The organism is Streptomyces sp. NPDC097619, assembly GCF_040302735.1.
In the GTDB taxonomy this organism is placed as follows: Bacteria; Actinomycetota; Actinomycetes; order Streptomycetales; family Streptomycetaceae; genus Streptomyces.
Genome location: NZ_JBEOSD010000115.1, coordinates 1 through 26,875, shown reverse-complemented (window position 1 = coordinate 26,875; position 26,875 = coordinate 1). Strand labels below are relative to the sequence as shown.

Genomic DNA, 26,875 nt, shown 5'->3' with positions numbered 1-26,875 from the left:
GTCGGGTCCTGCGCCTGGAGCATCGTTCCCATCGCCCCGTCGGCCACGACCACGCGCGAGGCGAGGGCCTCGCGGAGGGCGTCGGCCCGGGACTGGGTGTCGGCGGACGGGTTCGGCAACGAGGCCATGGAATGCTCCCTGGAGTGCGACGGCTGTCGGCTTTGCGCCCTGTGTGTCCAGAGCGCACGTCGTCAGAGTAACCGCGCGGGTGTCCGGGTCGTGAGGCCATCCCAGCCTCCGGACACGACTGCGCCAACTCTCCGTGCATCCTGTTCCGGGGGTGGCTGGCTCGACTCCGTCTTGACAGACTTTCCACGACCGAGCAGAAGGTCGGCATGGACCGATAGTGTTCGTCATTGTCGAACCACGTCCGGTCCGTCGTCCTGATCAAGAAGCCGGGACGGACCGGCAAGCACAGGAGGCTGCGCGATGGCACGGAACATCCAGTCGCTCGAACGGGCTGCTGCGATGCTGCGTCTGCTCGCCGGCGGCGAGCGCCGTCTGGGACTGTCCGACGTGGCCTCCGCCCTCGGCCTGGCCAAGGGGACCGCCCACGGGATCCTGCGCACCCTCCAGGCGGAGGGCTTCGTCGAGCAGGACGCCGCGTCCGGCCGCTACCAGCTGGGCGCCGAGCTGCTGCGGCTCGGGAACAGCTACCTGGACGTGCACGAGCTGCGGGCCCGCGCCCTGGTCTGGACGGACGACCTGGCCCGCGCCAGCGGCGAGAGCGTGTACGTGGGGGTGCTGCACAAGCAGGGGGTGCTGATCATGCACCACGTGTTCCGGCCCGACGACAGCCGCCAGGTGCTGGAGGTGGGGGCCATGCAGCCGCTGCACTCCACGGCGCTCGGCAAGGTGCTGTCGGCCTACGACCCGGTGGCGCACAGCGAGGCCGTGGAGGGCGAGCGCAAGGCCTTCACCCCGGCCACCGTGACCGATCCCGCCGGGTTCGAGGCGGTGCTCGACCTGACCCGGGCCCGCGGCTGGGCCTGCGACGTGGAGGAGACCTGGGAGGGACTGGCCTCGGTGGCGGCCCCGATCCACGACCGGCGGCGGATGCCGGTCGGCGCGGTGGCCGTGGCGGGAGCCGTGGAACGGGTCTGCGGGGACGCCGGAGAGGTCCGCTCCGAGCTCGTGGCGGCCGTGCGGGACTGCGCCCGGTCGGTCTCCCGGGATCTGGGCGCCGGACGCTTCTGAGCCCCTCCCGCGGGTCGGCGTGGGCCCGTCGGGGGCTCCGCGCGGGACCTCCTCGACCGCTTCCAGGGGTGTGGCGATTTTCCGCCACACCCCTTCCTCACACCCTCGAATGCCCGAATGATCACCGTTTGGGCAGTTTTACCGAGTGGTAACGATCCGACATTCGGCCACTTCGACCTCTTGACGCAGTCTTCACAGGGGCGGAAAACTGCCGTTCATCGGTCGGCATTGTCGAACACCTACCGGCAATACGCGTTAGGGTGTGGCAGAGCCAAGGGCCGAATCGCACTCACCGAGTGCGCACGCCGCCGGACGGGACCCGGCGGCGCGCTCACCCCCTGGACGTAGGACAAAGGAGTCGCGGGTGTCCACCTCCGACATCTTCATCGGCGAGACCATCGGTACCGCCCTGCTCACTCTGCTCGGCGGTGGCGTCTGCGCCGCCGTGACTCTCAAGAGCTCCAAGGCGCGCAACGCGGGATGGCTCGCCATCACCTTCGGCTGGGGCTTCGCGGTCCTGATCGCCGCGTACGTCTCCGCCCCGCTCTCGGGCGCGCACCTCAACCCGGCCGTCACGGTCGGCATCGCCGTCAAGGACGGTGACTGGAGCAACACCGGCACCTACCTGGCCGGCCAGCTGCTCGGCGCCATGATCGGCTCCGTGCTGATGTGGATCACGTACTACGGGCAGTTCCGCAGCCACCTCACCGACCCGGAGCTCAAGACCGACCCGGCCGCCCCCGCGGGCCCCGTGCTCGGCGTCTTCTCCACCGGCCCCGAGATCCGCAACGTGGTGCAGAACCTGGCCACCGAGATCATCGGCACCGCCGTGCTCGTCCTCGCGATCCTGACCCAGGGCCTGCAGGACGGCGGCAAGGGCCTCGGCGTCATCGGCGTCCTGATCACCTCCTTCGTGGTCGTCGGCATCGGCCTCTCGCTGGGCGGGCCCACCGGCTACGCCATCAACCCGGTGCGCGACCTCGGCCCGCGCATCGTCCACGCCCTCCTGCCGCTGCCGAACAAGGGCGGCTCGGACTGGAGCTACTCCTGGATCCCCGTGGTCGGCCCGCTCGCCGGTGCCGCCCTCGCAGGCGGTCTTTACAACATCGCGTTCGCCTGATTCGTCTGAACCACGTCAGCTGCACCCGACGCTTCCGCCCTCACCACTGCCAGGAGCAGACCTCATGACCACGAGCACCGGCCCCTTCATCGCCGCCATCGACCAGGGCACCACCTCCTCCCGCTGCATCGTCTTCGACCGCGACGGCCGCATCGTCGCCGTGGACCAGAAGGAGCACGAGCAGATCTTCCCGAAGCCGGGCTGGGTCGAGCACGACGCCACCGAGATCTGGACGAACGTGCAGGAGGTGATCGCCGGGGCGCTCGCCAAGGCCGAGATCACCGCCGCCGACGTCAAGGCGGTCGGCATCACCAACCAGCGCGAGACCACCCTGATGTGGGACCGCCACACCGGCGAGCCCGTGCACAACGCCATCGTCTGGCAGGACACCCGCACCGACGCCCTGTGCAAGGAGCTCGGCCGCAACGTCGGCCAGGACCGCTTCCGCCGCGAGACCGGCCTCCCGCTGGCCTCCTACTTCTCCGGCCCGAAGGTCCGCTGGCTGCTCGACAACGTCGAGGGCCTGCGCGAGCGCGCCGAGGCCGGGGACATCCTCTTCGGCACCATGGACAGCTGGGTCATCTGGAACCTGACCGGCGGCACCGACGGCGGCCGGCACGTCACCGACGTCACCAACGCCTCCCGCACCCTGCTCATGAACCTGCACGAGCTGGCCTGGGACGAGCGCATCCTCCAGTCCATCGACATCCCGGCCAACGTGCTCCCCGAGATCCGGTCCTCCGCCGAGGTCTACGGCGAGGTCAAGAGCGGCGCCCTCGCGGGCGTCCCGGTGGCCTCCGCGCTCGGCGACCAGCAGGCCGCCCTCTTCGGCCAGACCTGTTTCGCCGAGGGCGAGGCGAAGTCCACGTACGGCACCGGCACGTTCATGCTCATGAACACCGGCGACAAGATCATCAACTCCTACAGCGGCCTGCTGACCACCGTCGGCTACCAGATCGGCGACGAGAAGCCGGTCTACGCCCTGGAGGGCTCCATCGCCGTCACCGGCTCGCTCGTCCAGTGGATGCGCGACCAGATGGGCATGATCAAGACCGCGGCCGAGATCGAGACCCTGGCCTCCTCCGTGGAGGACAACGGCGGCGCCTACTTCGTGCCCGCCTTCTCCGGCCTCTTCGCCCCGTACTGGCGCTCCGACGCCCGCGGCGTCATCGCCGGCCTCACCCGCTACGTCACCCGGGCCCACATCGCCCGCGCCGTGCTGGAGGCCACCGCCTGGCAGACCCGCGAGATCACCGACGCCATGACCAAGGACTCCGGCGTCGAGCTGGCGGCCCTCAAGGTCGACGGCGGCATGACCTCCAACAACCTGCTGATGCAGACCCTCTCCGACTTCGTGGACGCCCCCGTGGTGCGCCCGATGGTCGCCGAGACCACCTGCCTCGGCGCCGCCTACGCCGCCGGCCTGGCCGTCGGCTTCTGGCCCGACACCGACGCCCTGCGCGCCAACTGGCGCCGGGCCGCCGAGTGGACCCCGCGGATGCCCGCCGACCAGCGGGACCGCGAGTACAAGAACTGGCTCAAGGCCGTCGAGCGGACCATGGGCTGGATCGACGAGGACGACCACAGCTGACGCACCCGGCTGACGCACACGTCGATCACTGACAGCTGACGAGGAGCTAACAATGAGCAGCCTGCAGAGCGTGCCCGCCCTGGGCACGCACCCGACCGCCGGTTCCACCGCGAGCCGCGCCGAGACCAGAGAGCAGCTGGCCAAGGCCACCTACGACCTGCTGGTCATCGGCGGCGGGATCCTGGGCACTTCCGTGGCCTGGCACGCCGCGCAGTCGGGTCTGCGGGTCGCCATGGTGGACGCCGGCGACTTCGCCGGCGCCACCTCCTCCGCCTCCTCCAAGCTGGTGCACGGCGGCCTGCGCTACCTCCAGACCGGCGCCGTCAAGCTGGTCGCGGAGAACCACCACGAGCGCCGGGTGCTGGCCAAGGACGTGGCCCCGCACCTGGTCAACCCGCTCACCTTCTACCTGCCCGTCTACAAGGGCGGCCCGGTGGGCGCGGCCAAGCTGGGCGCGGGCGTCTTCGCCTACTCCGCGCTCTCGGCCTTCGGCGACGGCATGGGCAAGGTCATCAGCCCGGCCCGGGCCGCCGCCGACAACCCGGCGCTGCGCACCGACAACCTGAAGGCCGTGGCGGTCTACTACGACCACCAGATGAACGACTCCCGGGTGGCCGTCATGACGGTCCGCGCGGCCGTCGAGTCCGGGGCCGTGGTCCTCAACCACGCGGAGGTCACCGGGCTGCGCACGACCGGCGGCCGGGTGTCCGGGGCCGAGCTGCGGGACCGCATGGACGGCACCGAGTTCGGAGTGGACGCCCGCGTGGTGCTCAACGCCACCGGCCCGTGGGTGGACCACCTGCGGCGGATGGAGGACAAGCACGCCGCCCCGTCGATCCGGCTGTCCAAGGGCGCGCACATCGTCATGAAGCGGAAGTCTCCGTGGAAGGCCGCCATGGCCACCCCGATAGACAAGTACCGCATCACCTTCGCGCTGCCGTGGGAGGACCAGCTGCTGCTGGGCACCACCGACGAGAAGTACGAGGGGGACCCGGCGGACGTGCGGGCCACCGAGTCCGACATCCAGCAGATCCTGGACGAGGCGGCGTTCTCGGTGCAGGGCGCCGACCTCGACCGGTCCCTGATGACCTACGCCTTCGCGGGCCTGCGGGTGCTGCCCGGCGGCCCGGGGGACGTGGAGAAGGCCAAGCGGGAGACCGTGGTCACCGAGGGCAAGGGCGGCATGCTGTCCGTGGCAGGCGGCAAGTGGACCACGTACCGGCACATCGGTCGCGTGGTCATGGACAAGCTGGCGAAGCTGCCGGGGAGCCCGCTCACCGAGGACATGGAGCCGGTGAAGTCGCTGGTGCGCCGGGTGCCGCTGCCCGGTGTCGCCAACCCGAACGCGGTCGCGCACCGGCTGCTGGTGGACCGGGAGCCGGGCACGCGGATGGACCCGCTGACCGCCCGTCACCTGGCCACCCACTACGGTTCGCTGGCCTTCGACATCGCCCGCCTGGTGAACGAGGACCCGGCGCTGGGCGAGCGGATCCACGAGGACGGGCCGGAGATCTGGGCGCAGGTCGCGTACGCCCGGGACTGCGAGTGGGCGCAGACGGCGGAGGACGTGCTGCGCCGTCGCACGACCCTGACGATCCGCGGTCTGGACACCGACGAGGTGCGGGCCCGGGTCGAGGGGATGCTCCGCCGCGAGGGCTGAGGAAGAGGGTGGCCGGTGTGATCCGGCCGAGGAGGGCGGTCCGCTGGTCGGGCCGCCCTCCGGCGTGATCCGTACACCTTCCGTACAGCCGTTTTCCGCACGCTGTGGCGGGGATGGATCCAAGCCGTAGGCTGACCCCGGTAACGCAAGGGAACTTCGGAAGGAGACCTGGGTGATCGAGCTTGAGGGCGTGCCCGAGCTGATCGACCCGGTCATGGTGGCCGCGTTCGAGGGCTGGAACGACGCGGGTGACGCGGCCTCCGGTGCGGTGGCGCACCTGGACCGGGAGTGGAAGGGCGAGGTGTTCGCGGCGCTGGACGCCGAGGATTACTACGACTTCCAGGTCAACCGCCCCACGGTGTGGCTGGACGGCGGAGTACGGAAGATCACCTGGCCGACGACGCGTCTGTCGGTGGTGCGCATCGGCGGGGCCAAGCCCCGTGACCTGGTGCTGGTGCGGGGCATCGAACCGTCCATGCGGTGGCGGTCGTTCTGCAACGAGATCCTCGGTTTCGCCCACGAGTTGGGCGTCGAGATGGTGGTGATCCTGGGGGCGCTGCTGGGTGACACCCCGCACACCCGGCCGGTGCCCGTGAGCGGGGTCACCTCGGATCCGGACCTGGCGCGGACCCTGGACCTGGAGGAGACCCGGTACGAGGGTCCGACGGGGATCGTGGGGATCCTGCAGGAGGCGTGCACGCACGCCGGGGTGCCGGCGGTGTCGCTGTGGGCGGCGGTCCCGCACTACGTGTCGCAGCCGCCGAACCCGAAGGCGACGCTGGCGCTGTTGAACCGGCTGGAGGACCTGATCGACCTTCGGATCCCGCTGGGCGAGCTGCCGGAGGACGCCCGGGCCTGGCAGCTGGGCGTGGACCAGCTGGCCGCCGAGGACAGCGAGGTGGCGGAGTACGTGCAGACGCTGGAGGAGGCCCGGGACACCGCGGACCTCCCCGAGGCCTCGGGAGAGGCCATCGCCCGGGAGTTCGAGCGGTACCTGCGGCGCCGGGACGGCGGTCCGGGCCCGGCTCCGGAGTCCGGTGAGGGTCCGTACCTGCGGGACACCTCCGGCGGGCGGGCGCGTCCGTCGCGGCGCAAGCCGGTGGACCCGGAGGGCCCGGCGGCGGACCCCGCCCCGGAGGACCGCGGTGAGGAGCCCGGCACGGAGTCCTGAGGTCCGGCCCCGGTGGGGCGGACGGCCCGGCGGTGCCGGGACAGCGCGGAGGGGCCGGTACCCGTGGGTACCGGCCCCTCGCGCGTGTCCGGGCGCGGGGCCCGGACGGGTCGACTACAGGGCGACGCCGAGGAGGGCGTCGACGGTGCGGGAGACCAGGCCGGGGGCGGCCTCGTCGGTGCCGCCGGCGGTGTCCTGGAGGGCGGCCCAGCGGTCCACGGCGGCCAGGGCCGCGGGGGCGTCGAGGTCCTCCGACAGGGCCGCGCGGACCTCCTCGACGAGGGCGTCGGCGGAGGGCCCGTCGGGGCGGGAGACGGCGGCGCGCCAGCGGGCGAGGCGGGCCTCGGCCTCCTGGAGGACGGCGTCGGTCCACTCCCAGTCGGAGCGGTAGTGGTGGGAGAGCAGGGCGAGGCGGATCGCGGCGGGGTCGGTGCCGGCGCGGCGCAGCGCGGAGACGAAGACGAGGTTGCCCTTCGACTTGGACATCTTCTCGCCGTCCAGGGCGACCATGCCGGCGTGGACGTACGCCTTGGCCATGGGGAACTCGCCGGTGAGGACCTGGGCGTGGGAGGCGCCCATCTCGTGGTGCGGGAAGGCGAGGTCGGAGCCGCCGCCCTGGATGTCGAAGCCCATGCCGAGGTGTTCCAGGGCGATGGCCACGCACTCGATGTGCCAGCCGGGGCGGCCGCGGCCGAGGGAACCGCCGTCCCAGCTGGGCTCGCCCTCGCGGGCGGCCATCCACAGCATCGGGTCGAGGGGGTTCTTCTTGCCGGGCCGGTCGGGGTCGCCGCCGCGTTCGGCGGAGAGCAGTCGCATGGCGTCGGCGTCGAGGCCGGAGACCTGCCCGAAGTGGGTGTCGGACTCGACGGAGAAGTAGACGTCGCCGTCGAGTTCGTAGGCGGCGCCCGCGTCGCGGAGGCGCTCGACCAGGGGCACGATGCCCGGTATGGCCTCGACGGCGCCGATGTAGTGGCGCGGGGGCAGCATCCGCAGGGCGGTCATGTCCTCGCGGAAGAGGGAGGTCTCGCGCTCGGCGAGCTCGGTCCAGTCCTGGCCGTCGCGCAGGGCCCGCTCCAGGAGCGGGTCGTCCACGTCGGTCACGTTCTGGACGTAGTGGACCTGACGCTTGGTGTCGAGCCACACGCGCTGCACGAGGTCGAACGCGTTGTAGGTCGCCGCGTGCCCCAGGTGGGTCGCGTCGTACGGGGTGATCCCGCAGACGTAGAGGCGGGCGACGGGACCGGGGACGAGGGTGGTCGTCGCACCGGTCGCGGTGTCGTGGATCCGGAGGTCGCGGCCCTTGCCGGGCAGGGCGGGAACCTCAGAAGCTGGCCAGGCATGCATGCCCTGAGCCTAACCGGACGGATGTTCCGGAAACGAACCGGATCGGCACCCCGGCCGGATCGGCGCCCTTGCGTTCCGGGCCGGGGTGTGCTCGCCCGCCGTGCGGACGGCGGTGCACGTCAGACGGGGGGCCAGGGGATGGCGGGCCACTGCCCGGAGGGTTCGGGGTGGCGTCCGGTGCGCAGCAGCCCGGCCACCCGGTCCCGTACGGCGGCCAGCTCGGCGGGGGTGATCAGTTCGGCCAGGCGGGTGGCGAGGGGGGTGCCCTCGGCGAGGGCCGCGGCGAGGTCGGTGAGGACGGTGCGGGCCTCGTCGGGCAGGGGGCTGCCGGCCCAGCCCCAGAGGAGGGTGCGGAGCTTGTCCTCGGTGTGGAAGGTCACTCCGTGGTCGATGCCGTAGAGCCGGCCGTCGGGGGCGTCGAGGAGGTGTCCGCCCTTGCGGTCGCCGTTGTTGATCACGGCGTCGAGGACGGCGAGGCGCCGCAGCCGGGGGTCGTCGGCGTGCACGAGGAGGGCGGTGCGGCCCTCGCCGACCTCGGCGAAGCCGATGGGCCGCCAGCCCTCCCCCGCCTCCTCGCCGTCGACGAGGGCGAGGAGGCCGCCGGGCTCCGCTCCCTCGTCCCCCGGGGTGGCGGGGTCGTCGTCGGCGGCGGTCTCGATCCACTGCTGGACCATGCCCTCGCCGTAGGGGCCGTCCCGGAGCACGGTGGGCGGGACGAGCTCCCAGCCGGTGGCGCGGGAGAGCAGGTAGGCGGCGACCTCGCGGCGGGCGAGGTTGCCGTCGGGGAAGTCCCAGAGCGGGCGCTCCCCGGCGACCGGCTTGTACACGCAGTCCAGGGTGGTGCCCCCGTGGTGGACGGTGCACCGCAGGACGGCGTTGGACGCCTCGCGGATCCGGCCGAGGACGGTCAGCTCCCCGAGGGCGAGCACCCGCTCCAGGGCCGCCGCGTCCGGGGCGGGGGCGTCCGGCCCGGGGGCGGTGGCGGCGGGATCGGGGGCGGCGGGCACGGTCACGCTCCGCGCCGGTATCCGTTCTGGCGCGGACATACGTGGCCCTCCGGGTCCAGGGGCAGGCTGCACAGCGGGCAGGGCGGGCGGCCCGCGTTGACGACGTCGAGGGCCCGCTTGGCGAAGGCGCGGGCCTGGGCTCCGGTGAGGCGGACCCGCAGCATCGGCGGGCCGTTCTCCTCGTCCTGGAGGAGCCGCTCCTCGGCCTCGGCGAGGTCCTCCTCGGAGTCCGCGTCGAGCTCGACCAGGGCCTGCGCCTCGACGATCATGCGCTGGGCCTCGCCGTCCCAGGCCAGGGCCATGGTGCCGACCCGGAACTCCTCCTCGACGGGGACGTCCAGCGGGGCGGTGTCGGCGGCCTCGGTGGAGGCCACCGCGGGCACGGGGGCGTTGCCGCCGGTCCGGCGCACGACCTCGTCGAGGAGCTCGTCCATCCGCTCGGCCAGGGCCGCCACCTGCGTCTTCTCCAGGGACACGCTGGTGGTCCGGGGGCCGGTGGACGCCTGGAGGAAGAACGTACGGCGTCCGGGCAGGCCCACCGTACCGGCCACGAAGCGGTCCGGCGGGTCGTAGAGGAACACCTGACGGGGCACGTCCAGTCTCCAGGGTTTCGGCTGCGGGAGCAGGTCAGTTCGGTGATGGCACGGGCCTGTTGTGGCCCTCTCCACCCTACTGCGCCCGGCGATCACCCCGCGCCCGTGGCACCGCCCACGACCGCGTCCCCGCCGTGGCCGCCGCCGTCCGCCGTCCCGTCCGGGTCCCCGTCCGCCGTGCCGGAGGCGGGCTCGCGGGGGGCCAGGGAGGACAGGTCGCCGGTGTCGCCCAGGCGCAGCAGGTAGGGCCGCATCGGGGTGTAGCGGATCACGGTGACGGAGCAGGGCTCCACGGAGACCCGCTGGAAGAGGTCCAGGTGCATGCCGAGGGCGTCGGCGACCAGCGACTTGATGATGTCGCCGTGCGAGCAGACCAGGAACAGGGCGTCCTCGCCGTGTTCGGCGACGATCCGGTCGTTCCATTCGCGGACGGCCTCCACCGCGCGGTGCTGCATGGCGCGCAGGGACTCGCCGCCGGGGAAGGCGGCGGCCGAGGGGTGCTGCTGCACGGTGCGCATGAGGGGTTCGTCGGCCAGTTCGGCGAGCTTGCGCCCGGACCAGTCCCCGTAGTGGCATTCGCCGACCCGGTCGTCGGTGTGGAGGGTCAGTCCGGGCCGGGCCTCCAGGAGCGGCCGCAGGGTCTCCTGGCAGCGCTGGAGGGGGCTGGCGACGGCCGCCGTGAGCGGCAGGGCCGCGAGCCGGGCCGGCAGGGCGGCGGCCTGCGCCGCGCCGTGTTCGTCGAGGGCGACGCCGGGGGTCCATCCGGCGAGCACGCCGGAGGTGTTGGCGGTGGACCGTCCGTGCCGCACGAGGATCAGGGTGGCCATGCGCACAGGGTAAGCGCCCGGGGCGCGGGGAAGGCGGGGTTCGTCGGGGGCGGGCGGGAGCGCGCGCGGTGCTCGGGCCGTCCCGGCGGGGAGGAGAATGCCCGGGTGATCGTTGACTGCGCGATTTACCGCGACGGGACCCGTACGGACGGGCCCGCGGACTTCTCCGACGCCCTCGCGGAGGCCCGCGCCACCGGGGACGCCTTCCTCTGGATCGGGCTCCACGAGCCCACGGAGAAGGAGTTCGAGCTGGTCAGCAGCGAGTTCGGGCTGCATCCGCTGGCGGTGGAGGACGCGCTGACCGCGCATCAGCGCCCGAAGCTGGAGGCGTACGACGACGCCCTGACGGTGGTGCTGAAACCGGTGTTCTACGACGAGGCCACGGACAGCGTCTCCACGGGCGAGTTGATGGTGTTCCTCGGCGATTCCTTCGTGGTGACCGTCCGGCACGGCCGCGGGGCCGGGCTGGGGGTGGTGCGGCAACGGCTGGAGAAGGAACCGGAGGTGCTGCGGCACGGTCCGGCGGCGGTGCTGTACGCGGTGAGCGACGCGGTGGTGGACGCCTACGTGGAGGTGGCGGCCGAGCTCCAGACGGACCTGGAGGGCCTGGAGGCGGACGTGTTCGCCCCGAACGGCGCGGACGCGGGCACGGCCGCGCGGATCTACTCCTTCAAGCGGCAGGTGCTGGAGTTCCGGCGGGCCTCGAACCCGCTGACGATGCCGATGACCCGGCTGGCGGGGATGGGGGTGCCCTTCGTGCCCGAGCGGTCCCGGCCGTTCTTCCGGGACGTGGCGGACCACCTGGCGCGGGCGAACGAGTCCGTGGACGGCCTGGACCGGCTGCTGTCGGACGCGCTCGCGGCGCACCTCGCGCAGATGGGGGTGCGGCAGAACGACGACATGCGGAAGATCTCCGCCTGGGCGGCGATGGCGGCCGTGCCGACGATGGTCGCCGGGATCTACGGCATGAACTTCGAGCACATGCCGGAACTGCGGCAGTGGTGGGGCTACCCGGCGGCCCTGCTGGTGATGGGCGGGGCGGTCGTCGCCCTGTTCCGGCTCTTCAAGCGCCGCGGCTGGCTCTGACCCGTCGGGCCCCGGCCCCGGTCCCCCGGCCCCGGTCTCCTGCCCCGGCCCGGTCCCGGCGGGAGAAGGCGACTCCCCCGGGCCGTGCGCGGGCGCGCGGGGGCCCCGGAGGGCTCGCCGGGGCGCGCTCCGGCCCGCGGGGGCGCTCCGCCGCGTCCGCCGTTCGGCCCAGCGGGTCCCGCCTCCCTGTTGCCCGCCCGGCGCCGCGGCCTTTGACTCGGACGGGGGACCCGTAGGAGGTGGCAGTGATGCTCTCGGCCCGAAGCCTGTTCCAGGAGATCCTCGACGAGGACGAGTCCTTCCGGCTGTTCTGCTCGATCGCCGCGGGCGGCGAGGCCCAGGGGGGCTGGGAGAACGCCCGGATCGCCGCCCTGGTGCCGCCGGGCATGGCCGACCTGGCCCCGAAGATCGTCCGGCACGGGGCCGACGAGGACAAGCACGGGCGGATCTTCAACGCCCTGCTGCACAAGCGGGGCCTGACCCCCGTCCCGGTCCCGCCCGAGACCGACTACACGATGTTGTTGGAGGGCATGGGGATCGGCCTCCCGCACGCCAAGCTGCGCGGCGAGGAGAAGCTGTCGGAGGAGGACATCGTGGTGTACCTGGCGCACAGCCGGGTCACCGAGCAGCGGGCCTCCGAGCAGATGGTGCTGCTGGTGAAGCACTTCGGCGACCACCCCGACCTCGGCAAGGCCGTCCGCATGATCAGCAACGACGAGGACAACCACCTCGCGTACTGTCACGAGGAGCTGCTCCGGCTGGCCGGGGAGGGCCACGGCCGCACCATCCAGCGGGTGCTGCGGGAGAGCGCGCTCGCGGAGATCACCGTCTACCGGGACGTCAGCCTGGCCGTGATGGAGCACATGGGCCGGCTGCTGAAGTGGCCGGCGGCCAAGTCGGCGACCCTGGCGGCGGGGATCCGCGCCACGTACGCCTACGAGCGGTTCGCGGGCTGGCACCGGGCGGTGTCCCTGCGCATGCCGGAGCGCCGCGACGCCCTCGGCGGGCCGGCCGCCCCGGCCCCCGGCTTCGCCTGACCGACCCGCCGCCGCGGCGGGTCGGCGCGGTCCCGTCCCGGGCCCGGGGCGGCGGAGGCGTAACCCCGCGGGCCCGCCGCGCGTTGTTGGCTGTGACGGCCGTGGCGGGGAAGACCCCCCGAGCCCCCACCACGGCCGCGGGAAGCGGGACCGGGCCGCCGGACACAGGATCCGGCGGCCCGGCGGTGTTCCCGGCCGTGTTTCCGGCCGTGTCGCCCGCCGTGTCTCCGTCCCGATCAGGCCAGGCCGGCCAGCTCCAGGGCCTCCGCCCCGGCCCGCAGCGCCGCCAGCCGCTCCTCCAGGGTGAACCCGGCCGGGGCCAGCGTCAGGGTGGTCACCCCGGCCGCCGCGTACGCCTTCATGCCGTCGGCGATCCGCTCCACGCCGCCGAGCAGGCTGGTGGAGTCGATCAGCTCGTGCGGCACGGCCGCCGCCGCCCCCGCCTTGTCCCCGGACAGGTACTTGTCCTGGATCTCGGCGGCCTCCCGCTCGTACCCCATCCGCTGGGCCAGCTGGTTGTAGAAGTTCTGCTTCCGGCTCCCCATCCCGCCCACGTACAGGGCGGTGTACGGGCGGAACATGTCGGCGAGGGCGGGCACGTCCTCGCCGAGGGCCAACGGGACCGTCGGGCAGACGTCGAAGCCCTCCATGGTCAGGCCCGCCTTCTCGCGGCCGGCGCGGATGTGCCGTACCGCGGTGTCCTCCAGGTGCTCCGCGGAGGGGAAGATCAGCAGGGCGCCCTCGGCGATCTCGCCGGTCTGCTCCAGGTTCTTCGGGCCGATGGCCGCGATGTAGACGGGGATGTGCTCCCGCTCGGGGTGCACGGTCAGCTTGAGTGGCTTGCCGGGACCGCCGGGCAGCGGCAGGGTCCAGTGCTCCCCCTCGTAGCTGAGGCGCTCCCGGCTCATGGCCTTGCGGACGATCTCCACGTACTCGCGGGTGCGGGCCAGCGGCTTGTCGAACTTGACCCCGTACCAGCCCTCCGAGACCTGCGGTCCCGAGACGCCCAGACCCAGCCGGAACCGGCCGCCCGAGAGGGAGTCCAGGGTGGCCGCCGTCATCGCCGTCATGGCGGGCTGGCGGGCCGGGATCTGGAGGATGGCCGAACCCACGTCGATCCGCTCGGTCTGCGCCGCCACCCAGGAGAGCACCGTGGGGGCGTCGGAGCCGTACGCCTCGGCCGCCCAGCACACGTCGTAGCCGATCCGGTCGGCCTCCCGCGCCACCGCCAGGTTGTCGGCGTCCATGCCCGCACCCCAGTAGCCGAGATTGATGCCGAGCCGCATGAGATCCCCTTACCGCCGAGTAACACAGGTCTGGGCGTGGACTCTAGCGCGCCCGGCCGCCATCCGTCAGGGCCCCAGTAGTCTCAGCGGTCATGGAGCAGAGGCATCTCGGCCGGACGGGCCTGCGCGTGTCCCGGATCGGCCTCGGCACCCTCACCTGGGGCCAGGGACCCGGGGGCACCGACGGCCCCGAGGCCGCCACCCAGCTGAAGGTGTTCTGGGAGGCCGGCGGCACCCTGGTGGACACCGCCGACGTGTACGCGGGCGGGGAGGCGGAGTACCTCCTCGGACAGTTGACCGACGGCCTGGTGCCCCGCTCCGAGCTGGTGATCTCCACCAAGGCGGGCAGCGTCCGGGAACCGGGTCGGCGGGTGGACTGCTCCCGCGGGCACCTGCTCGCGGCCCTCGACGCCTCACTGGCCCGGCTCGGCACCGACTACGTGGACCTGTGGCAGGTCCACGCCTTCGACCACCACACCCCGCTGGAGGAGACCCTCCAGGCCCTCGACCTGGCGGTGGCCAGCGGGCGCGCCCGCTACGCGGGAGTGGCCGGTTTCAGCGGGTGGCAGCTGGCGAAGGCCGCCACCTGGCAACTGGCCGCCCCCGGCACCCGGACCCGACTGGCGGGCACCCAACTGGAGTACTCGCTGCTCCAGCGCGGAATCGAGCGGGAGGCCCTGCCCGCCGCCCTGGACCTGGGCCTGGGCCTGCTGCCCTCCTCGCCGCTCGGCCGGGGGGTGCTGACGGGCAAGTACCGGGACGGCATCCCCGCCGACTCGCGCGGGGCCGACGAACTGATGGCCGCCTTCGTGGCCCCGTACCTCGACGAGGGGGCGCGGCGGATCACGGACGCCGTGGTGACGGCGGCCCAGGGCCTGGCGGTGACCCCGCTCCAGGTGGCGCTGGCCTGGGTGAGGGACCGGCCCGGGGTGGCCGCCCCGGTGGTGGGGGCGCGCACGACGGCCCAGCTGGAGGCGGCGCTGTCGGTGGAGGCCCTTACCCTTCCGGAGGAGATCCGCCGGGCGCTGGACGACGTGTCGGCGCCCGTGCACCGCTATCCCGACCAGGACTGGAGCACGTTGTGAGCACGGAACGCGCCGAGCACACCGAAGGCGCGGAGCCCGGCACCGGCACCCCGCCGCCCCCGGCCGCCGAGGAGCCGACCACGGCCCCGGACCCGGCTGCGGAGGCCGACGAGGCGGAGGCCGCGGCCCGCGCGGAGGACGGCGGGACGGACGGCGGAGCCGGCACGGAAGCGGAGGCGGGGGCCCTGGACGGCGACGGCGCCCCCGAGGGGAACCCGGAGGCATCCGTGGTCACCCCCTCCGAGGCCACCGAGGCCACCGAGGGCGCCGCGGAGACCGTCTCCGAGGACACGGGCGCGGACGCCGCCGATGACGCCACCGAGGCCACCGAGGGAGCCGAGGGAGCCGCCGCGGAGACCGGCGCGGACGGGGCCGCTCCGGCCCGGAGCGAGGCGGAGGCCGAGCTGGCGGCCCAGCGCGTGGAGCGGGAACGGATCGCGCGCCGCAAGGCCGAGCGCGGCGCCCCCGTCGAGGCCGGGGCCAAGCTCAGCGGGACCGCCGCCGACCTGCTGGCGGCCGTACGGGCCGTGGAGGGCGGCGCGAAGCCCTCACTGCCCTCCTTCGACGGCCGGGAGGCCCCCGCGCCCCGCCGGGCCCCCGAACCGCCCGCCCCCCGCCGCCCGGTGCCCGCGCCCACCCCGGCGCCGACCCCCGCCGCGACCCCGGCCCCGGACCTGATCACCGCCGTCAGGGAGGTCCTGACCGCCGGCGGGGCCCCCGCCGAGCTGGCCGGACCCGCCGCCACCACCCTGGGCGAGGGCGCTCCCGGCGTGCTCCGCCAGGACCCGTGGCGCCTGCTGGAACTCCCCGGGGTCAAGCCCTCCCACGCCGACGGCTTCGCCCGCGCCCTGCTCGGCGACGCCTGCGGTCCGGGCGACGAACGGCGGGCGGTGGCCCTGGTGGGCTGGCTGCTGGCGCAGGCCGCGCTGAAGGGCCACACCGCCCTCGACGCCCCGGTCCTCACCGACGCCCTCGGCCGGTACGGGCTCCCCGACGCCGCGGCCGCCCTGGAACAGGCCGTCGCCGACGGCGCCGTCCTCGTCTTCCAGGAACCCCTCGACGAGGCCCCCGGGGCACGCTCGGAGCAGCCGGCGGGGACCGAGGAGCAGGACGGGGCCGACGAGGAGGCCGAGCGCCCCGTCCGGGTCCTGGTGGGCCTGGAGGGCCACGCCCTGGCCGAGGAGAGCCTCGCGGACGGGCTGGCCCGGCTGCTGAACACCTTCGACCCGCCCTCGGACGGGGCCGATTGGGAAGCCGCCGCCGCGGCCGCGCCCGGCCCCTCGGCCGCCGCCCTGATCCGCGCGGCCGCCGGCCACGGTCTGGTCGCGCACACCGGCGGGGAGGCCGCCCGCGCCGAACCGGCCGCGCTGGTGGCCGCGGCCCTCGGCCTGGGCCTGCGGGCCTGGGTGGCCGCGCACGCCCCGGACGGCCGGGACCGGGCCGCCGCCCTGCTGCCCGCCGGGACCGGCGCCGCCGCCGTGACCGTGTCCGGGCTGCTCGCGGGCACCGAGGGGCCGGGCCGCGACGCCGACGGCGCCCTCGACCTGGACCTGCTCGTGGTCCTGGACGCCCCGCAGTTGGACGTGGACACCGCCGCCGCCCTCGTCGAGTCCGTCCCGGACGGGGCCCGCCTCGTCCTCGGCGGGGACCCGGGCGGGCTGGGATCGGCGGGCCCGGGCCGGGTCTTCGCCGACCTGCTGGCCGCGCGGGTCTGCCCGCAGGTGGCCTCCCGCACCCCGGACCCGGGCCCCCTGGGCGAGCTGGTCTCCGGGATCGGCGTCGGGGAGCTCGGCCGGCCCGAGGCCCCCGGCAAGGAGGTCGTGATCGTGCCCGTCCGCGACGCCGGCGAAGCCGTGCACCGCACGGTGCAGCTCCTCGCGGACTCCGTGCCCCGGGCCTTCGGCATCGACCCCGACCACACCCAGGTGATCACCCCCGGGCACGGCGGCGCGGCCGGCACCCGCGCCCTCAACGCCGCGCTGAAGGAGCGCCTCAACCCGGGCCCGGGCCGCTTCGGCGGCTTCGATCCCGGGGACCGCGTGGTGTACGTGCCCGCCCCGGGCCGCAGCCTGCCCGGCCGGGTCCGGTCGGCGGACGCCGCGGGTCTGCACCTGGACTGCGCGGACGGCCCGGTGACGGTGGCCCCGGACCGGGTGGAGCGCACCGTCCGGCACGGCTGGGCGGTGACCGCCCACCAGGCGGTGGGCGTCCGTTGGCCGGCCGTGGTGGCCGTGCTGCCCGGGGACGCCGTCGAGGCCCTGTCGCGGGACTGGGTGTACACGGCCTTCGGTCGGGCCGAGCGGCACCTGTCGGTGGTGCAGGGCGTGGACCAGGCCCTGCCGCGCGCGGTGGCGGAGGTCCCCGCCAAGGCCCGCACCACCCGCCTGACGGCCCTGCTGCGCGGCCTGGCCGCCGACGCCCGGGACTGAGCCCGGGCCCGCGGCCCACGGGCACGGAGAACGGAAGACGGGCGGCCCCGCCGGTGCGGGGCCGCCCGTTCGCCCGCTCCGGGGAGCGGGGCGGCGGTCTGCGGGGACGAGGGTCAGCGCAGGGCGTCGGCCTCGTCGGCCTCCTCGTCGTCGAAGACGGAGCTGACCTCGAAGCGGTGCAACACCTGCCCGGCGTCGGTGTGGTCGAAGGGAGCGCTCAGCCACTCGCCCGGCTCGGCCGGTTCCTCGGCGGCGGCGATCCAGAGCGTGGAGTCCCCCTCCTCCAGACCGAACTCCTTGTACCGGGACGCGATCTCGTCAGGTTCGTACTCCCCGAAGAGCACGCCCAGGGCGCCCGCCGTGCCGGCCGCGTCCGCCGGGTCGGGCTCGCGGTCGAAGGCGGAGACCCGCTGGGCCTGCGCGACCAGCCGCAGCGGCTCGGCCACCTGGTAGTCCCGGCGGATCAGCACGCTGAAGGCCCGGGGCTCCGACGGCCCCCGGTAGGGGACCCCGTCCTCGGGCGCCGGGATCTCGAAGGGCGTGACCTCGTCGTAGCGTTCGTACAGCAGCTCGTCGTACTCCTCGGCGGCTGCGGCCAGTTCGTTGAACGCGGCGTACACGGCCGGGTCGTCGTCCCCGGTCCGGCGCTCGACCGCAGCCAGATGACGGTCCAGCGCGGTTTTGACCGCCTCGGCGGCGGCCCGTACCTCGGCAGCGGTGGGCTGAGCAGCATCAGACATAGGGCAGACGCTATCCGTACCGAGTCACTGCGCGCACAATAGATGCGATGCCGGAATACGAATTCGTCGACGTGTACGTGCCCCGCGGCGTCAGCCGCTCGGAGGCGACCCGACTGCTCACCGACCACGCCGAGTACGGGAACTGGGAACTGGACCGCTTGAGCCTGGGCCGGGACGGCAGCCGCCGGGTGCGGCTGCGCCGCCGGATCATCAGACAGCTCAGGGCCACGTGGTGAGGGGGCGGGGCACGCGTCGGAACGCGCGCCCCGCCCCCTCCCGGCGTACCGGGCCGGGGCCGCGGCCCCGGTCCTCCGGTCAGGCGGCCGCGCGGAACCGCCGGTAGAGCACCGCCCCGGCGAGGAGCATCCCGCCGCCCATCGGCAGGATCACCCCGAGGGCGTCCTGCGCCCCGGTCCGGGCGAGGGCGTCCCCGTCCTGCCCGCCGCCGGGCCGCCCGTGGACGGTCTTGCCGCCCTCGGAGCCGTCACCGGGCCGGGCGGGAGAGCCGGGGTTCCCCGGCGTACCGGGCTGACCCGGGGTGCCCGGCGTACCGGGAGTTCCGGGCTGTCCCGGGGTACCGGGGGTGCCGGGGGTACCCGGCTTGCCGGGAGTGCCCGGAGTCCCAGGCTTCCCGGGAGTCCCCGGCTTCCCCGGAGTGCCGGGCTTGCCCGGGGTGCCGGGCTTCCCGGGGGTGCCGGGCTTGCCCGGGGTGCCGGGCTTGCCCGGGGTGCCGGGCTTGCCCGGGGTGCCGGGCTTCCCGGGGGTGCCCGGCTTCCCCGGCGTACCGGGTTCTCCCGGCTTCCCCGGCTTGCCGGGCTTGCCGCCGGTCTCGCAGCGGTTGCCGAAGGCCGGGTTCAGGAGCCCGATCACGGAGACCGTGTTCCCGCAGGCGTCGACCGGCACCTCCACCGGCACCTGGATCGTGTTGCCCGAGCCGACCCCGGGCGAGTTCCGTGCGCCACCGTCCGCGCGGGAGCCTCCCCGGCCCCGGTCCGCGTGGACGCACTCGTTCCCGAAGGCCGGATTGAGGACCCCCACCACCGAGACGGTGTTCCCGCAGGCGTCGACCGGCGCGTGCACCGGTGCCTGGACGGTGTTGCCGGACAGGACGCCCGGCGCGTCCGCGGAGCCCCCCGCGGCCGTGGAATCGGCCTGCGCGTATCCCCCGCCGAGCGCGAGGACCCCTCCGGCGGCCGCCACCGTGACAAGCGTCTTCCTGGTGACCTGTCGCATGGTCGTTGAAACCCCCTCTTGCCGCGCGGTACGGCGCCGACATCGCGCCCGCCGCGCTGTGGTTCGTGCGTGCGACGGCGCACGGGCTCCCCCGCCCGGACGCCGTGAAACCCGGAACCCCGGGGCGCGTGGCACGCGCCCCGGGGCCGGGGGACCGACCCTCTACGGAGGGTGCGGTGCGGCGTCAGCCTCAGGCGTTGACGCAGGTGTTGCCGAAGGCCGGGTTCAGCAGGCCGATCACCGAGACGGTGTTGCCGCACACGTTCACGGGAACGTGGACGGGGACCTGGATGACGTTGCCGGAGAGCACGCCGGGGGAACCGACAGCGGCACCCTGGGCACCGGCGTCGGCGGCGGCGAGGCCCGCACCAGCGAGAACCAGGCCACCGGTGGCGGCCGCGACGGCGGCAACCTTCTTGATCATTATTCCTCCTAGTGGGCAAATGCGGTCCCAGCCGCGGACCGCACACCTGTAACGAGGAGGCACCACCAGGGCTACGAGCGTATGAGCGCATTCACTCTTCTCAGTGGCGTGCGCACACGCGGACGATTTCGTTCAGCAGTTGTCGATGAAACGGTCCAGGACCCGCACGCCGAACTTCAGGCCGTCCACCGGCACCCGCTCGTCCACCCCGTGGAACATGCCCGCGAAGTCCAGCTCCGGCGGCAGCTGGAGCGGGGCGAAGCCGAAGCAGCGGATCCCCAGGTCGTCGAAGGACTTCGCGTCCGTGCCCCCGGACAGCATGTACGGCACGGCCCGCGCGATCGGGTCCTCCGCCTTCAGGGCGGTCTGCATGGCGTCCACCAGGCGGCCGTCGAAGTCGGTCTCCAGCGCCCTGTCCCCGTGCACGTCCTCCCGCTTGACCCGGGGCCCGAGGATCCGGTCCAGGTCCGCCAGGAACTCCTGCTCGTAGCCCGGCAGGAAGCGGCCGTCCACGTGCGCGGTGGCCTGCCCGGGGATCACGTTCACCTTGTACCCGGCGCCGAGCATGGTCGGCGCGGCCGAGTTCCGCAGGGTGGCGCCCACCATCTTGGCGATGCCGCCGAGCTTGGCGAGGGTGGCGTCCATGTCCTCCGGGTCCAGCTCGGTGCCCAGGGCGTCGGACAGCTCGTCCAGGAAGGAGCGGACCGTCTTGGTGACCCGTACCGGCCAGGTGTGGCGGCCGAGCCGGCCCACGGCCTCGCACAGCTCGGTGATCGCGTTGTCGTCGTTGGTCATCGACCCGTGGCCCGCGGTGCCCTCCACCGTCAGGCGCATCCAGTGCATGCCCTTCTGGGCGGTCTCCACCAGGTACAGGCGCAGGTTCTCGTTGACGGTGAAGGAGAAGCCGCCGACCTCGCCGATGGCCTCCGTGACCCCCTCGAAGAGCCCCGGGTGCTTGTCGACCAGGTGGCGGGCCCCGTAGACCCCGCCGGCCTCCTCGTCCGCGAGGAAGGCCAGCACGATGTCGCGCGGGGGCTTGCGGCCGCTGCGCAGCCGGTCCCGGACGACGGCCAGGGTCATGGCGTCCATGTCCTTCATGTCCACCGCGCCGCGGCCCCAGACGCAGCCGTCCGCGATCTCCCCCGAGAAGGGGTGGTGGGTCCAGTCGGCCGCGTTCGCCGGGACCACGTCGGTGTGCCCGTGGATCAGGAGGGCCGGGCGCGAGGGGTCCTCGCCCTCGATCCGGGCCACCGTGGAGGCCCGCCCCTTGTGGGACTCGAAGATCTGCGGCTCCAGTCCCACCTCCGCGAGCTTCTCGGCCACGTACTCGGCGGCCTTGCGCTCACCCGGCCCGGAGTGGTCGCCGTAGTTGCTGGTGTCGATCCGGATGAGATCCCGGCAGAGCTCGACGACCTCGTCCTCGCCGGAGACGGTCCTGCCGGTGTTCGACTCGCTCACGCTGCTTCCTCCCGTGTCGGTGCCGCTGATCACCCCATCCTCCCGCTCCCGGCCCCCGACCCCAAGGGCGGGACCCGGCCGGTCCGGGACGTGATCGGAGCACTCCGAATCCCTGGTAATGTTCTCTTCGTCGGAGCGGCCCGGAAGGGACGCGAGACAGACACCTTGTCCGGGTGGCGGAATGGCAGACGCGCTAGCTTGAGGTGCTAGTGCCCTTTATCGGGCGTGGGGGTTCAAGTCCCCCCTCGGACACAGAGAAGGAACCCCGGCTTCGGCTGGGGTTCCTTTCGTTGTGCCCGCGCGCGCCCGGCGCTCCGGCCCCGGAACGGGGCAGGCCCCGCGCCCGGGGGTCGGGGCGGGGCCTGCGGGGGCGCGGGGGACGTCAGGGGGCGTCCGTGGGGGTGGCGCGGGCGGCGGCGATCTCCGCGACGCGGCCGCGGACGGCGAACCAGCCGGCGACCAGGGCGGCGGCGATCAGCGGCAGGAACATGACCGTGGTGCGGCCCACTCCCCCGTCGCACCACATCAGCACCAGCACGGTGGCCAGGAAGACCAGCGTCACGATCTGGGTGTACGGGGCCCAGGGCAGCCGGTAGGCGGGGCGGACGACCTTCCCCTCGCGGGCGCTGCGCCAGAAGAACAGCGAGCACAGCATGACCATGGCCCAGGTGCCGAGGATGCCGATGGAGGCCAGGTTGAGGACGATCTCGAAGGCCTCGCCCGGCATCCAGTAGTTCAGGCCCACGCCGGCGACGCCGAAGGCCGCCGTGAAGAGGACCCCGCCGTAGGGGACCTTGCCCTTGTTCATGCGGGCCGTGAACCGGGGCGCGGAGCCCGCCATCGCCATGGAGCGCAGGATCCGGCCGGTGGAGTACAGGCCGGAGTTCAGGCTGGACAGGGCGGCCGTGAGGACGACCAGGTTCATGATGCCCGCGGTGCCGGGGACGCCCAGCTTGTCGAAGACGGTGACGAAGGGGCTCTGGTCGCCGGAGTAGGCGGTGTACGGGAGGAGCAGGGCCAGCAGGACCACGGAGCCCACGTAGAAGATCCCGACGCGCCACATGATGGAGTTGATGGCCTTGGGCATGATCGCGGCCGGGTTCTCGGTCTCGCCGGCGGCGACGCCGCACAGTTCGACGGAGGCGTAGGCGAAGACGACGCCCTGGACCACCAGGAGCATCGGCAGGACGCCCACGGGGAAGAGGCCGCCGCTGTCGGTGATGGTGGACAGGCCGGGGGTGTGGCCGTCGATCTCGTGGCTGGTGACCACCAGGTAGATGCCGACGAGGAGGAACGCGACGAGGGCGGCGACCTTGACGAGGGAGAACCAGAACTCCATCTCGCCGAAGTAGCGGACCGAGATGAGGTTCGCGGCGAGCACCACGGAGAGCGCGATCAGGGCCAGGATCCACTGCGGGACGTCGCTGAACATGGCCCAGAAGTGGGCGTAGGTGGCGGCCGCGGTGATGTCGGCCACGGTGGTGGTGGACCAGTTCAGGAAGTACAGCCAGCCGGCCGTGTAGGCGCCCTTCTCGCCCATGAACTCGCGGGCGTAGCTGACGAAGGCGCCGGAGGAGGGGCGGTAGAGCACCAGCTCGCCGAGGGCCCGGACCACGAAGAAGGCGAACACGCCGCAGACCGCGTAGGCGAGGGCGAGGGAGGGGCCCGCTCCGGCGAGGCGTCCGCCCGCGCCGAGGAACAGGCCCGTGCCTATCGCGCCGCCGATCGCGATCATGTTGATGTGCCGGGACTTGAGGTCCTTGCTGTAGCCCTCGTCGCCGGCATCTACGTGCGCGGCGGCAGGGGCCTGGGCTTCGGCCAGGGTGCGGTCACTCATGTACGGGTTCGCCTTCGTGGATGGGACAGGCAGGTCCGGGCGGCACGAAGGACGGCTGGGTGTCTCCCTTCGGTGCCGGAGGCGGGGCGGCGGCTGCGCGCACCCGGTTCCGCACCTCCGGGATCCTCCCGGTGGTGCCCCGGTGTCCGGGGCGGCCGGCGGTGCGGCGCGCTACCCGGACGTGGGTATATCGGCCCCAAGGAGACCATGAGCGGCGGGATCGGCCAAAACCGGGAGGGGGTGTGCAGGAGGTACGGACCCGGGGTGAAGGCGGGCAAGACGACGGCCCCGGCCTCCTCGGTGAGGGGGCCGGGGCCGTGGCTGCCGCGGGGCCGGAGCGGTCGGCGGCGCGGCGGGGTGCGGGTCAGCGGGTGGTGACGCCCTCGGGGGTCCCGGTGTCGGTGGCGGCGTCCGCGTCGGCGGCCTGGTCGAGGCGGAACGCCTCGTTGCCGAGGCCGATGCGGGCGTGCGCCGCGGGGTCCTTGCGGCGGAGCACGGCCCCGCAGACCAGGCCGATCGCGGCGGAGAGAAGGACGATGCCGGGGAGGATCCAGCTCAGCGAGGAGCCGGGGCCGGCGCCGACCAGCACGTCGAAGTCCTTGATCGTGTAGATCGCGATGACGAAGAGGGCCAGGCCGGCGAGACCGGCGGCGACGAGTCGCCAGATCTGGGCGCTCGCCGCGCCGCGGCGGACGAAGAAGGCGATGACGGCCACGGAGGCGGCGGCCATGAGGAGGATCACGCCGAGGGCGCCGACGTTGCCCATCCAGGCCATCAGGCGCAGCACGGGGGTGGTGGGGTCGCCGACCGGCTTGTCGTCGGTGAGGGCGAAGGCGGCGATGACGACCACGGAGACGCCGCTCTGGAGGAGGGAGCCGGTGACGGGGGCGCCGCTGCCGGAGCGGGTGCGTCCGAAGGCGGCGGGCAGCAGGCCCTCGCGGCCCATGGCGAAGGCGTACCGGGCGACGACGTTGTGGAAGCTGAGCAGGGCCGCGAACATGCCGGTGACGAAGAGGACGTGCAGGACGTCGGTGAAGGCGGAGCCCAGCCGGGCCTCGGTCAGACCGAAGAGGAGCCCGGGGCCCTCCTTGGCGGAGCTCGCGACGATGGAACCGGGGCCGGTGGCCACGGTGAGGGCCCAGGAGCTGAAGGCGAGGAACATCGCGGCGAACCCGACCGCGAGGAACATCACGCGGGAGACGACGATGTGCGGCTTGCTGGTCTCCTCGGCGTACACCGGGGACTGCTCGAAGCCGACGAACGCGGCGATGCAGAAGCAGAGGGCGGTGCCGAGGCCGGCGCCGCTGAGGGTCTCGGGGTTGAAGGCGCGCAGGGACAGGCCCTCGGGGCCCGGGTCCGCGAGGACGGCCACGTCGAAGATGACGACGAGCACGCACTCGATGACCAGCAGGGTGCCCAGCACCTTGGCGTTCAGGTCGATCTTGAGCCAGCCGAGGGCGCCGGTGGCGACGGCGGCCAGCAGGGCGGGTATCCACCAGGCCACTTCGGCGTCGAGGTAGAGGGCGCAGATGTTGGAGACCTCGAAGCCGAGGATGCCGTACACGCCGACCTGCATGGCGCTGTAGGCGACGAGGGCGACGTAGGAGGCGCCCGCGCCGGCGGTGGGGCCGAGGCCGCGCGCGATGTAGGCGTAGAAGGCGCCCGCGTTGTGGACGTGACGGCTCATCTCGGCGTAGCCGATGCTGAACAGCGCCAGGACCGCGCCGAGGATCACGAAGAGCAGGGGCTGTCCGACGATGCCCATGACCCCGTAGGTGGTGGGCATGACACCCGCCACCACCATCAGGGGGGCGCTCGCGGCGAGCACGGACAGCAGGAGACCGGCCGTGCCGAGGCGGTCGGCGCGCAGCGCGCGGTCCTGCCCCTTGTACGTGCTGATCTCGGCTTCTCCGGTGAGCGTGCTGGATCTGCCCGACGTCATGGCGGGATCGTCCTTTCGGGTTCGCCCGGTGGGGGCCGGGCGAGCGGGCGGGACCGTCCGGTGGGGACCGGGCGGTCAGGCGGAGCCGAGCGCGGCGGTGCGCGCGGCGAGGAAGGCCTTGTGCGGGTCCCGGTCCGGATAGGACCAGGGCGCGCGGGTGGCGTGCCGGCCGATCCGGTGGAACAGGGCGGCGGCCTCGGCGGGCCGGCCCTCGCAGAGCTTGGCGTGGGCCAGGAAGTTCAGGTCGATGCGGTTGCGCGGGTGGTCCTCGCGCTCCCATTCGAGCCACCAGTCGAAGGCGGAGCGCAGGACCTGGCGGGCCCGGCGGCCGGACCAGTAGTCGGTGGGGTCGGGGGCCTGGCCGGCGGCGGCGAGCACCCGGTAGCGCTCGGAGTGGGCGATGACGGGGAGCACGGCGAGCGGGGAGTCCGCCGGGGATTCCTCGGCGGCCCAGGAGGCGAAGTCGTAGACCTCGTGGAGCGGGTCGTGGCCGCCGCCGGGGGCGCCCTCGGCGAGGCGGGCGACCATCAGGTGGTGGGCGTGGTGGTGTTCGCGGTGCCGGGCCCGGACCTGGTCGAAGTGGCGGGCGAAGCCCTCCGGGTTGCCGTGGGTGCCGGAGAGCAGGAGCAGGGCGAGCCAGGGGGTGGGGTCGGCGGGCTGCCGGGCGGCGGCGGTCCGGCAGGCCTCCTCGGCGGCCTCGGGGGACGCCTTGCGGCGCAGCGCCGCGTACACGGTGGCGCAGGCGAGGAGGGTCGCGGCGTCGGCGCTCTCCGGTTCCGCCAGCAACCATTCGCGGGCCCAGGCGGTCGCGGCCGGGGTCTGGGCGAGGACGGTCAGCCGGTGGCCCCGGCGGTCCCAGTCGTCGGCGGTCGCGGACAGCATGGCGCGCACCGGGGACCAGCGGCCCTGCGTGAACTGGGTGCGTACGTCGATGAGTTCGGTGTCGCAGAGGGCCGGGTCGAAGAGCTGGGCGTCCTTCTTTCGGGGGCGGCCGAGAGGCGGCGGAGGGGGAGACATCCGCGGGACTTCCCTCCAGGCGCTGTGCGTGGGGCCGGTCGGCGCCGTACGGCTGCCGAATGATCACGCACAGCAAAGCGGTAGGCATTGCTCCGAGTCAAGGTCCGATCGGGATGCCGGCGGGTTTTCAACTGGTGAAAAATGACCACCAGTTGGGACACTCCGGCACCGGCGGTCCGGAAATAGGGTGTCCGGATGACCACGTACGACGATCTTCCCCCCTTCCTGCTGGGTTTCCCCGGGCCACTGCGCGACCGCTTGACGGCGGCGGTGCTGTCCGGTGCGAAGACCGCGACCACCGGCCTCGTCGCGGAGTACGAGGCGGAGGGCGAGCCCTTCCCGGAGCCGGGCCGACGCTCGGTGCTCCTGGACTCCGCGGAGCGCCCGAGGGCCGTGGTGGAGGTGACCGGAGTGTCGGTCCTGCGGCTCGCCGACGTGGACCTGGCGTACGCGATCGCCGAGGGCGAGGGATACCGGTCGGTGGCCGAATGGCGACGTACACACGAGGAGTTCTGGCGCGGCGCGCCCGTGCGGGAGGCCATCGGGGACCCGGGGTTCACGGTGGACGACGACACCCTGGTGCTCGCGGAGCGGTTCCGGGTCGTGGCGCTGCTGGACGGGGCCGACGGTGCGGGGAGCGAGGAGAACGGGGGAGCGGGGGGCGAGCGGGACCACCGGCAAGCCGGGGAAGCCAGGAAAGCCGACCGAGCCGGGGAAGGGGAGGGCGGCGGCGGTCGGGGGTGAGCCGCGGGCCCGTGGCCGGGGCCCCGGCCACGGGCCCGCCCCCGGGC

Annotated in this window: 23 protein-coding genes and 1 tRNA gene; 12 read left to right on the top strand and 12 right to left on the bottom strand. The window is 73.7% G+C overall.

Annotation, left to right across the window (positions count from 1 at the left end; translation table 11 throughout):
* The first annotated feature begins 429 nt into the window (after positions 1-429).
* The 5 genes from ABTZ17_RS26310 (at position 430) to ABTZ17_RS26290 (ending at position 6,739) form a co-directional block, all read left to right on the top strand.
* Positions 430-1,197, top strand: a complete 768-nt coding sequence (locus tag ABTZ17_RS26310; protein ID WP_352198192.1) for an IclR family transcriptional regulator — start codon at positions 430-432, stop codon at positions 1,195-1,197.
* 364 nt (positions 1,198-1,561) lie between these two features.
* On the top strand, positions 1,562-2,317 hold the full coding sequence (locus tag ABTZ17_RS26305) for an MIP/aquaporin family protein (protein WP_352198191.1): 756 nt from the start codon (positions 1,562-1,564) through the stop codon (positions 2,315-2,317).
* A 64-nt stretch (positions 2,318-2,381) separates the two neighbouring features.
* The gene (gene glpK, locus ABTZ17_RS26300) at positions 2,382-3,908 is read left to right on the top strand and encodes a glycerol kinase GlpK (RefSeq protein WP_352198190.1); all 1,527 of its coding nucleotides are present in this window, start codon (positions 2,382-2,384) and stop codon (positions 3,906-3,908) included.
* A 52-nt stretch (positions 3,909-3,960) separates the two neighbouring features.
* On the top strand, positions 3,961-5,568 hold the full coding sequence (locus ABTZ17_RS26295; protein WP_352198189.1) for a glycerol-3-phosphate dehydrogenase/oxidase: 1,608 nt from the start codon (positions 3,961-3,963) through the stop codon (positions 5,566-5,568).
* Positions 5,569-5,740: 172 nt separating this feature from the next.
* Positions 5,741-6,739, top strand: a complete 999-nt coding sequence (locus tag ABTZ17_RS26290) for a PAC2 family protein (RefSeq protein WP_352198188.1) — start codon at positions 5,741-5,743, stop codon at positions 6,737-6,739.
* 114 nt (positions 6,740-6,853) lie between these two features.
* Here the strand turns inward: ABTZ17_RS26290 and mshC are convergent, their stop codons facing one another.
* The 4 genes from mshC to ABTZ17_RS26270 all read right to left on the bottom strand — a co-directional run bounded on the left by mshC (position 6,854) and on the right by ABTZ17_RS26270 (position 10,510).
* A complete protein-coding gene (gene mshC, locus ABTZ17_RS26285) occupies positions 6,854-8,083 on the bottom strand; it encodes a cysteine--1-D-myo-inosityl 2-amino-2-deoxy-alpha-D-glucopyranoside ligase (protein WP_352198187.1) in 1,230 nt (409 codons plus the stop codon).
* A gap of 119 nt (positions 8,084-8,202) precedes the next feature.
* Positions 8,203-9,129, bottom strand: coding sequence for an SCO1664 family protein (locus ABTZ17_RS26280; protein WP_352198186.1), 927 nt, complete (start codon positions 9,127-9,129; stop codon positions 8,203-8,205).
* On the bottom strand, positions 9,093-9,683 hold the full coding sequence (locus ABTZ17_RS26275; RefSeq protein ID WP_352198185.1) for a DUF3090 domain-containing protein: 591 nt from the start codon (positions 9,681-9,683) through the stop codon (positions 9,093-9,095). The genes ABTZ17_RS26280 and ABTZ17_RS26275 overlap by 37 nt, the downstream gene beginning before the upstream one ends.
* A 92-nt stretch (positions 9,684-9,775) precedes the next feature.
* The gene (locus ABTZ17_RS26270) at positions 9,776-10,510 is read right to left on the bottom strand and encodes a histidine phosphatase family protein (RefSeq protein WP_352198184.1); all 735 of its coding nucleotides are present in this window, start codon (positions 10,508-10,510) and stop codon (positions 9,776-9,778) included.
* 105 nt (positions 10,511-10,615) lie between these two features.
* Between ABTZ17_RS26270 and ABTZ17_RS26265 the strand changes: the two genes are divergently transcribed.
* Positions 10,616-11,596, top strand: a complete 981-nt coding sequence (locus tag ABTZ17_RS26265; protein ID WP_352198183.1) for a magnesium and cobalt transport protein CorA — start codon at positions 10,616-10,618, stop codon at positions 11,594-11,596.
* Between the two features lie 248 nt (positions 11,597-11,844).
* Positions 11,845-12,633, top strand: coding sequence for a ferritin-like domain-containing protein (locus ABTZ17_RS26260; protein WP_352198182.1), 789 nt, complete (start codon positions 11,845-11,847; stop codon positions 12,631-12,633).
* Positions 12,634-12,869: 236 nt separating this feature from the next.
* Here the strand turns inward: ABTZ17_RS26260 and ABTZ17_RS26255 are convergent, their stop codons facing one another.
* Positions 12,870-13,919 (bottom strand): LLM class F420-dependent oxidoreductase, encoded by a 1,050-nt coding sequence (locus tag ABTZ17_RS26255; RefSeq protein WP_352198181.1) that lies wholly within the window; start codon positions 13,917-13,919, stop codon positions 12,870-12,872.
* A 92-nt stretch (positions 13,920-14,011) separates the two neighbouring features.
* Here ABTZ17_RS26255 and ABTZ17_RS26250 point away from each other — a divergent pair, with 92 nt between their 5' ends.
* Positions 14,012-15,004, top strand: coding sequence for an aldo/keto reductase (locus tag ABTZ17_RS26250; RefSeq protein ID WP_352198180.1), 993 nt, complete (start codon positions 14,012-14,014; stop codon positions 15,002-15,004).
* Positions 15,001-17,433: a helix-hairpin-helix domain-containing protein gene (locus tag ABTZ17_RS26245; protein ID WP_352198179.1), complete on the top strand. Its 2,433-nt coding sequence runs from the start codon at positions 15,001-15,003 to the stop codon at positions 17,431-17,433. The genes ABTZ17_RS26250 and ABTZ17_RS26245 overlap by 4 nt, the downstream gene beginning before the upstream one ends.
* A 113-nt stretch (positions 17,434-17,546) precedes the next feature.
* On the opposite strand, the gene ABTZ17_RS26240 is transcribed toward ABTZ17_RS26245, so the two are convergent.
* Complete coding sequence (locus ABTZ17_RS26240; RefSeq protein ID WP_352198178.1) at positions 17,547-18,173, bottom strand: hypothetical protein; 627 nt, start codon at positions 18,171-18,173, stop codon at positions 17,547-17,549.
* 47 nt (positions 18,174-18,220) lie between these two features.
* On the opposite strand from ABTZ17_RS26240, the gene ABTZ17_RS26235 reads away from it, so the two are divergent.
* Positions 18,221-18,409 carry a DUF5703 family protein gene (locus ABTZ17_RS26235; RefSeq protein ID WP_352198177.1) on the top strand — a complete coding sequence of 63 codons (189 nt, stop codon included), beginning with the start codon at positions 18,221-18,223 and terminating at the stop codon, positions 18,407-18,409.
* Positions 18,410-18,488: 79 nt separating this feature from the next.
* Here ABTZ17_RS26235 and ABTZ17_RS26230 read toward each other — a convergent pair whose 3' ends face one another.
* From ABTZ17_RS26230 to ABTZ17_RS26220, 3 genes are all read right to left on the bottom strand, one after another.
* A complete protein-coding gene (locus ABTZ17_RS26230) occupies positions 18,489-19,406 on the bottom strand; it encodes a chaplin (RefSeq protein ID WP_352198176.1) in 918 nt (305 codons plus the stop codon).
* Between the two features lie 190 nt (positions 19,407-19,596).
* On the bottom strand, positions 19,597-19,830 hold the full coding sequence (gene chpH / locus ABTZ17_RS26225) for a chaplin ChpH (protein WP_352198175.1): 234 nt from the start codon (positions 19,828-19,830) through the stop codon (positions 19,597-19,599).
* 132 nt (positions 19,831-19,962) lie between these two features.
* Positions 19,963-21,288 carry a M20/M25/M40 family metallo-hydrolase gene (locus ABTZ17_RS26220; protein ID WP_352198174.1) on the bottom strand — a complete coding sequence of 442 codons (1,326 nt, stop codon included), beginning with the start codon at positions 21,286-21,288 and terminating at the stop codon, positions 19,963-19,965.
* Positions 21,289-21,455: 167 nt separating this feature from the next.
* Here ABTZ17_RS26220 and ABTZ17_RS26215 point away from each other — a divergent pair.
* Positions 21,456-21,540: transfer RNA gene (locus ABTZ17_RS26215), tRNA-Leu, on the top strand.
* A gap of 130 nt (positions 21,541-21,670) precedes the next feature.
* Here the strand turns inward: ABTZ17_RS26215 and ABTZ17_RS26210 are convergent.
* From ABTZ17_RS26210 to ABTZ17_RS26200, 3 genes are all read right to left on the bottom strand, one after another.
* The gene (locus ABTZ17_RS26210; protein WP_352198173.1) at positions 21,671-23,125 is read right to left on the bottom strand and encodes an amino acid permease; all 1,455 of its coding nucleotides are present in this window, start codon (positions 23,123-23,125) and stop codon (positions 21,671-21,673) included.
* 364 nt (positions 23,126-23,489) lie between these two features.
* Positions 23,490-25,067, bottom strand: a complete 1,578-nt coding sequence (locus ABTZ17_RS26205) for an APC family permease (RefSeq protein ID WP_352198172.1) — start codon at positions 25,065-25,067, stop codon at positions 23,490-23,492.
* A gap of 75 nt (positions 25,068-25,142) precedes the next feature.
* A complete protein-coding gene (locus ABTZ17_RS26200) occupies positions 25,143-26,084 on the bottom strand; it encodes a hypothetical protein (RefSeq protein WP_352198171.1) in 942 nt (313 codons plus the stop codon).
* 195 nt (positions 26,085-26,279) lie between these two features.
* Between ABTZ17_RS26200 and ABTZ17_RS26195 the strand changes: the two genes are divergently transcribed.
* Positions 26,280-26,828 (top strand): ASCH domain-containing protein, encoded by a 549-nt coding sequence (locus ABTZ17_RS26195; RefSeq protein WP_502994851.1) that lies wholly within the window; start codon positions 26,280-26,282, stop codon positions 26,826-26,828.
* Positions 26,829-26,875: the final 47 nt, after the last annotated feature.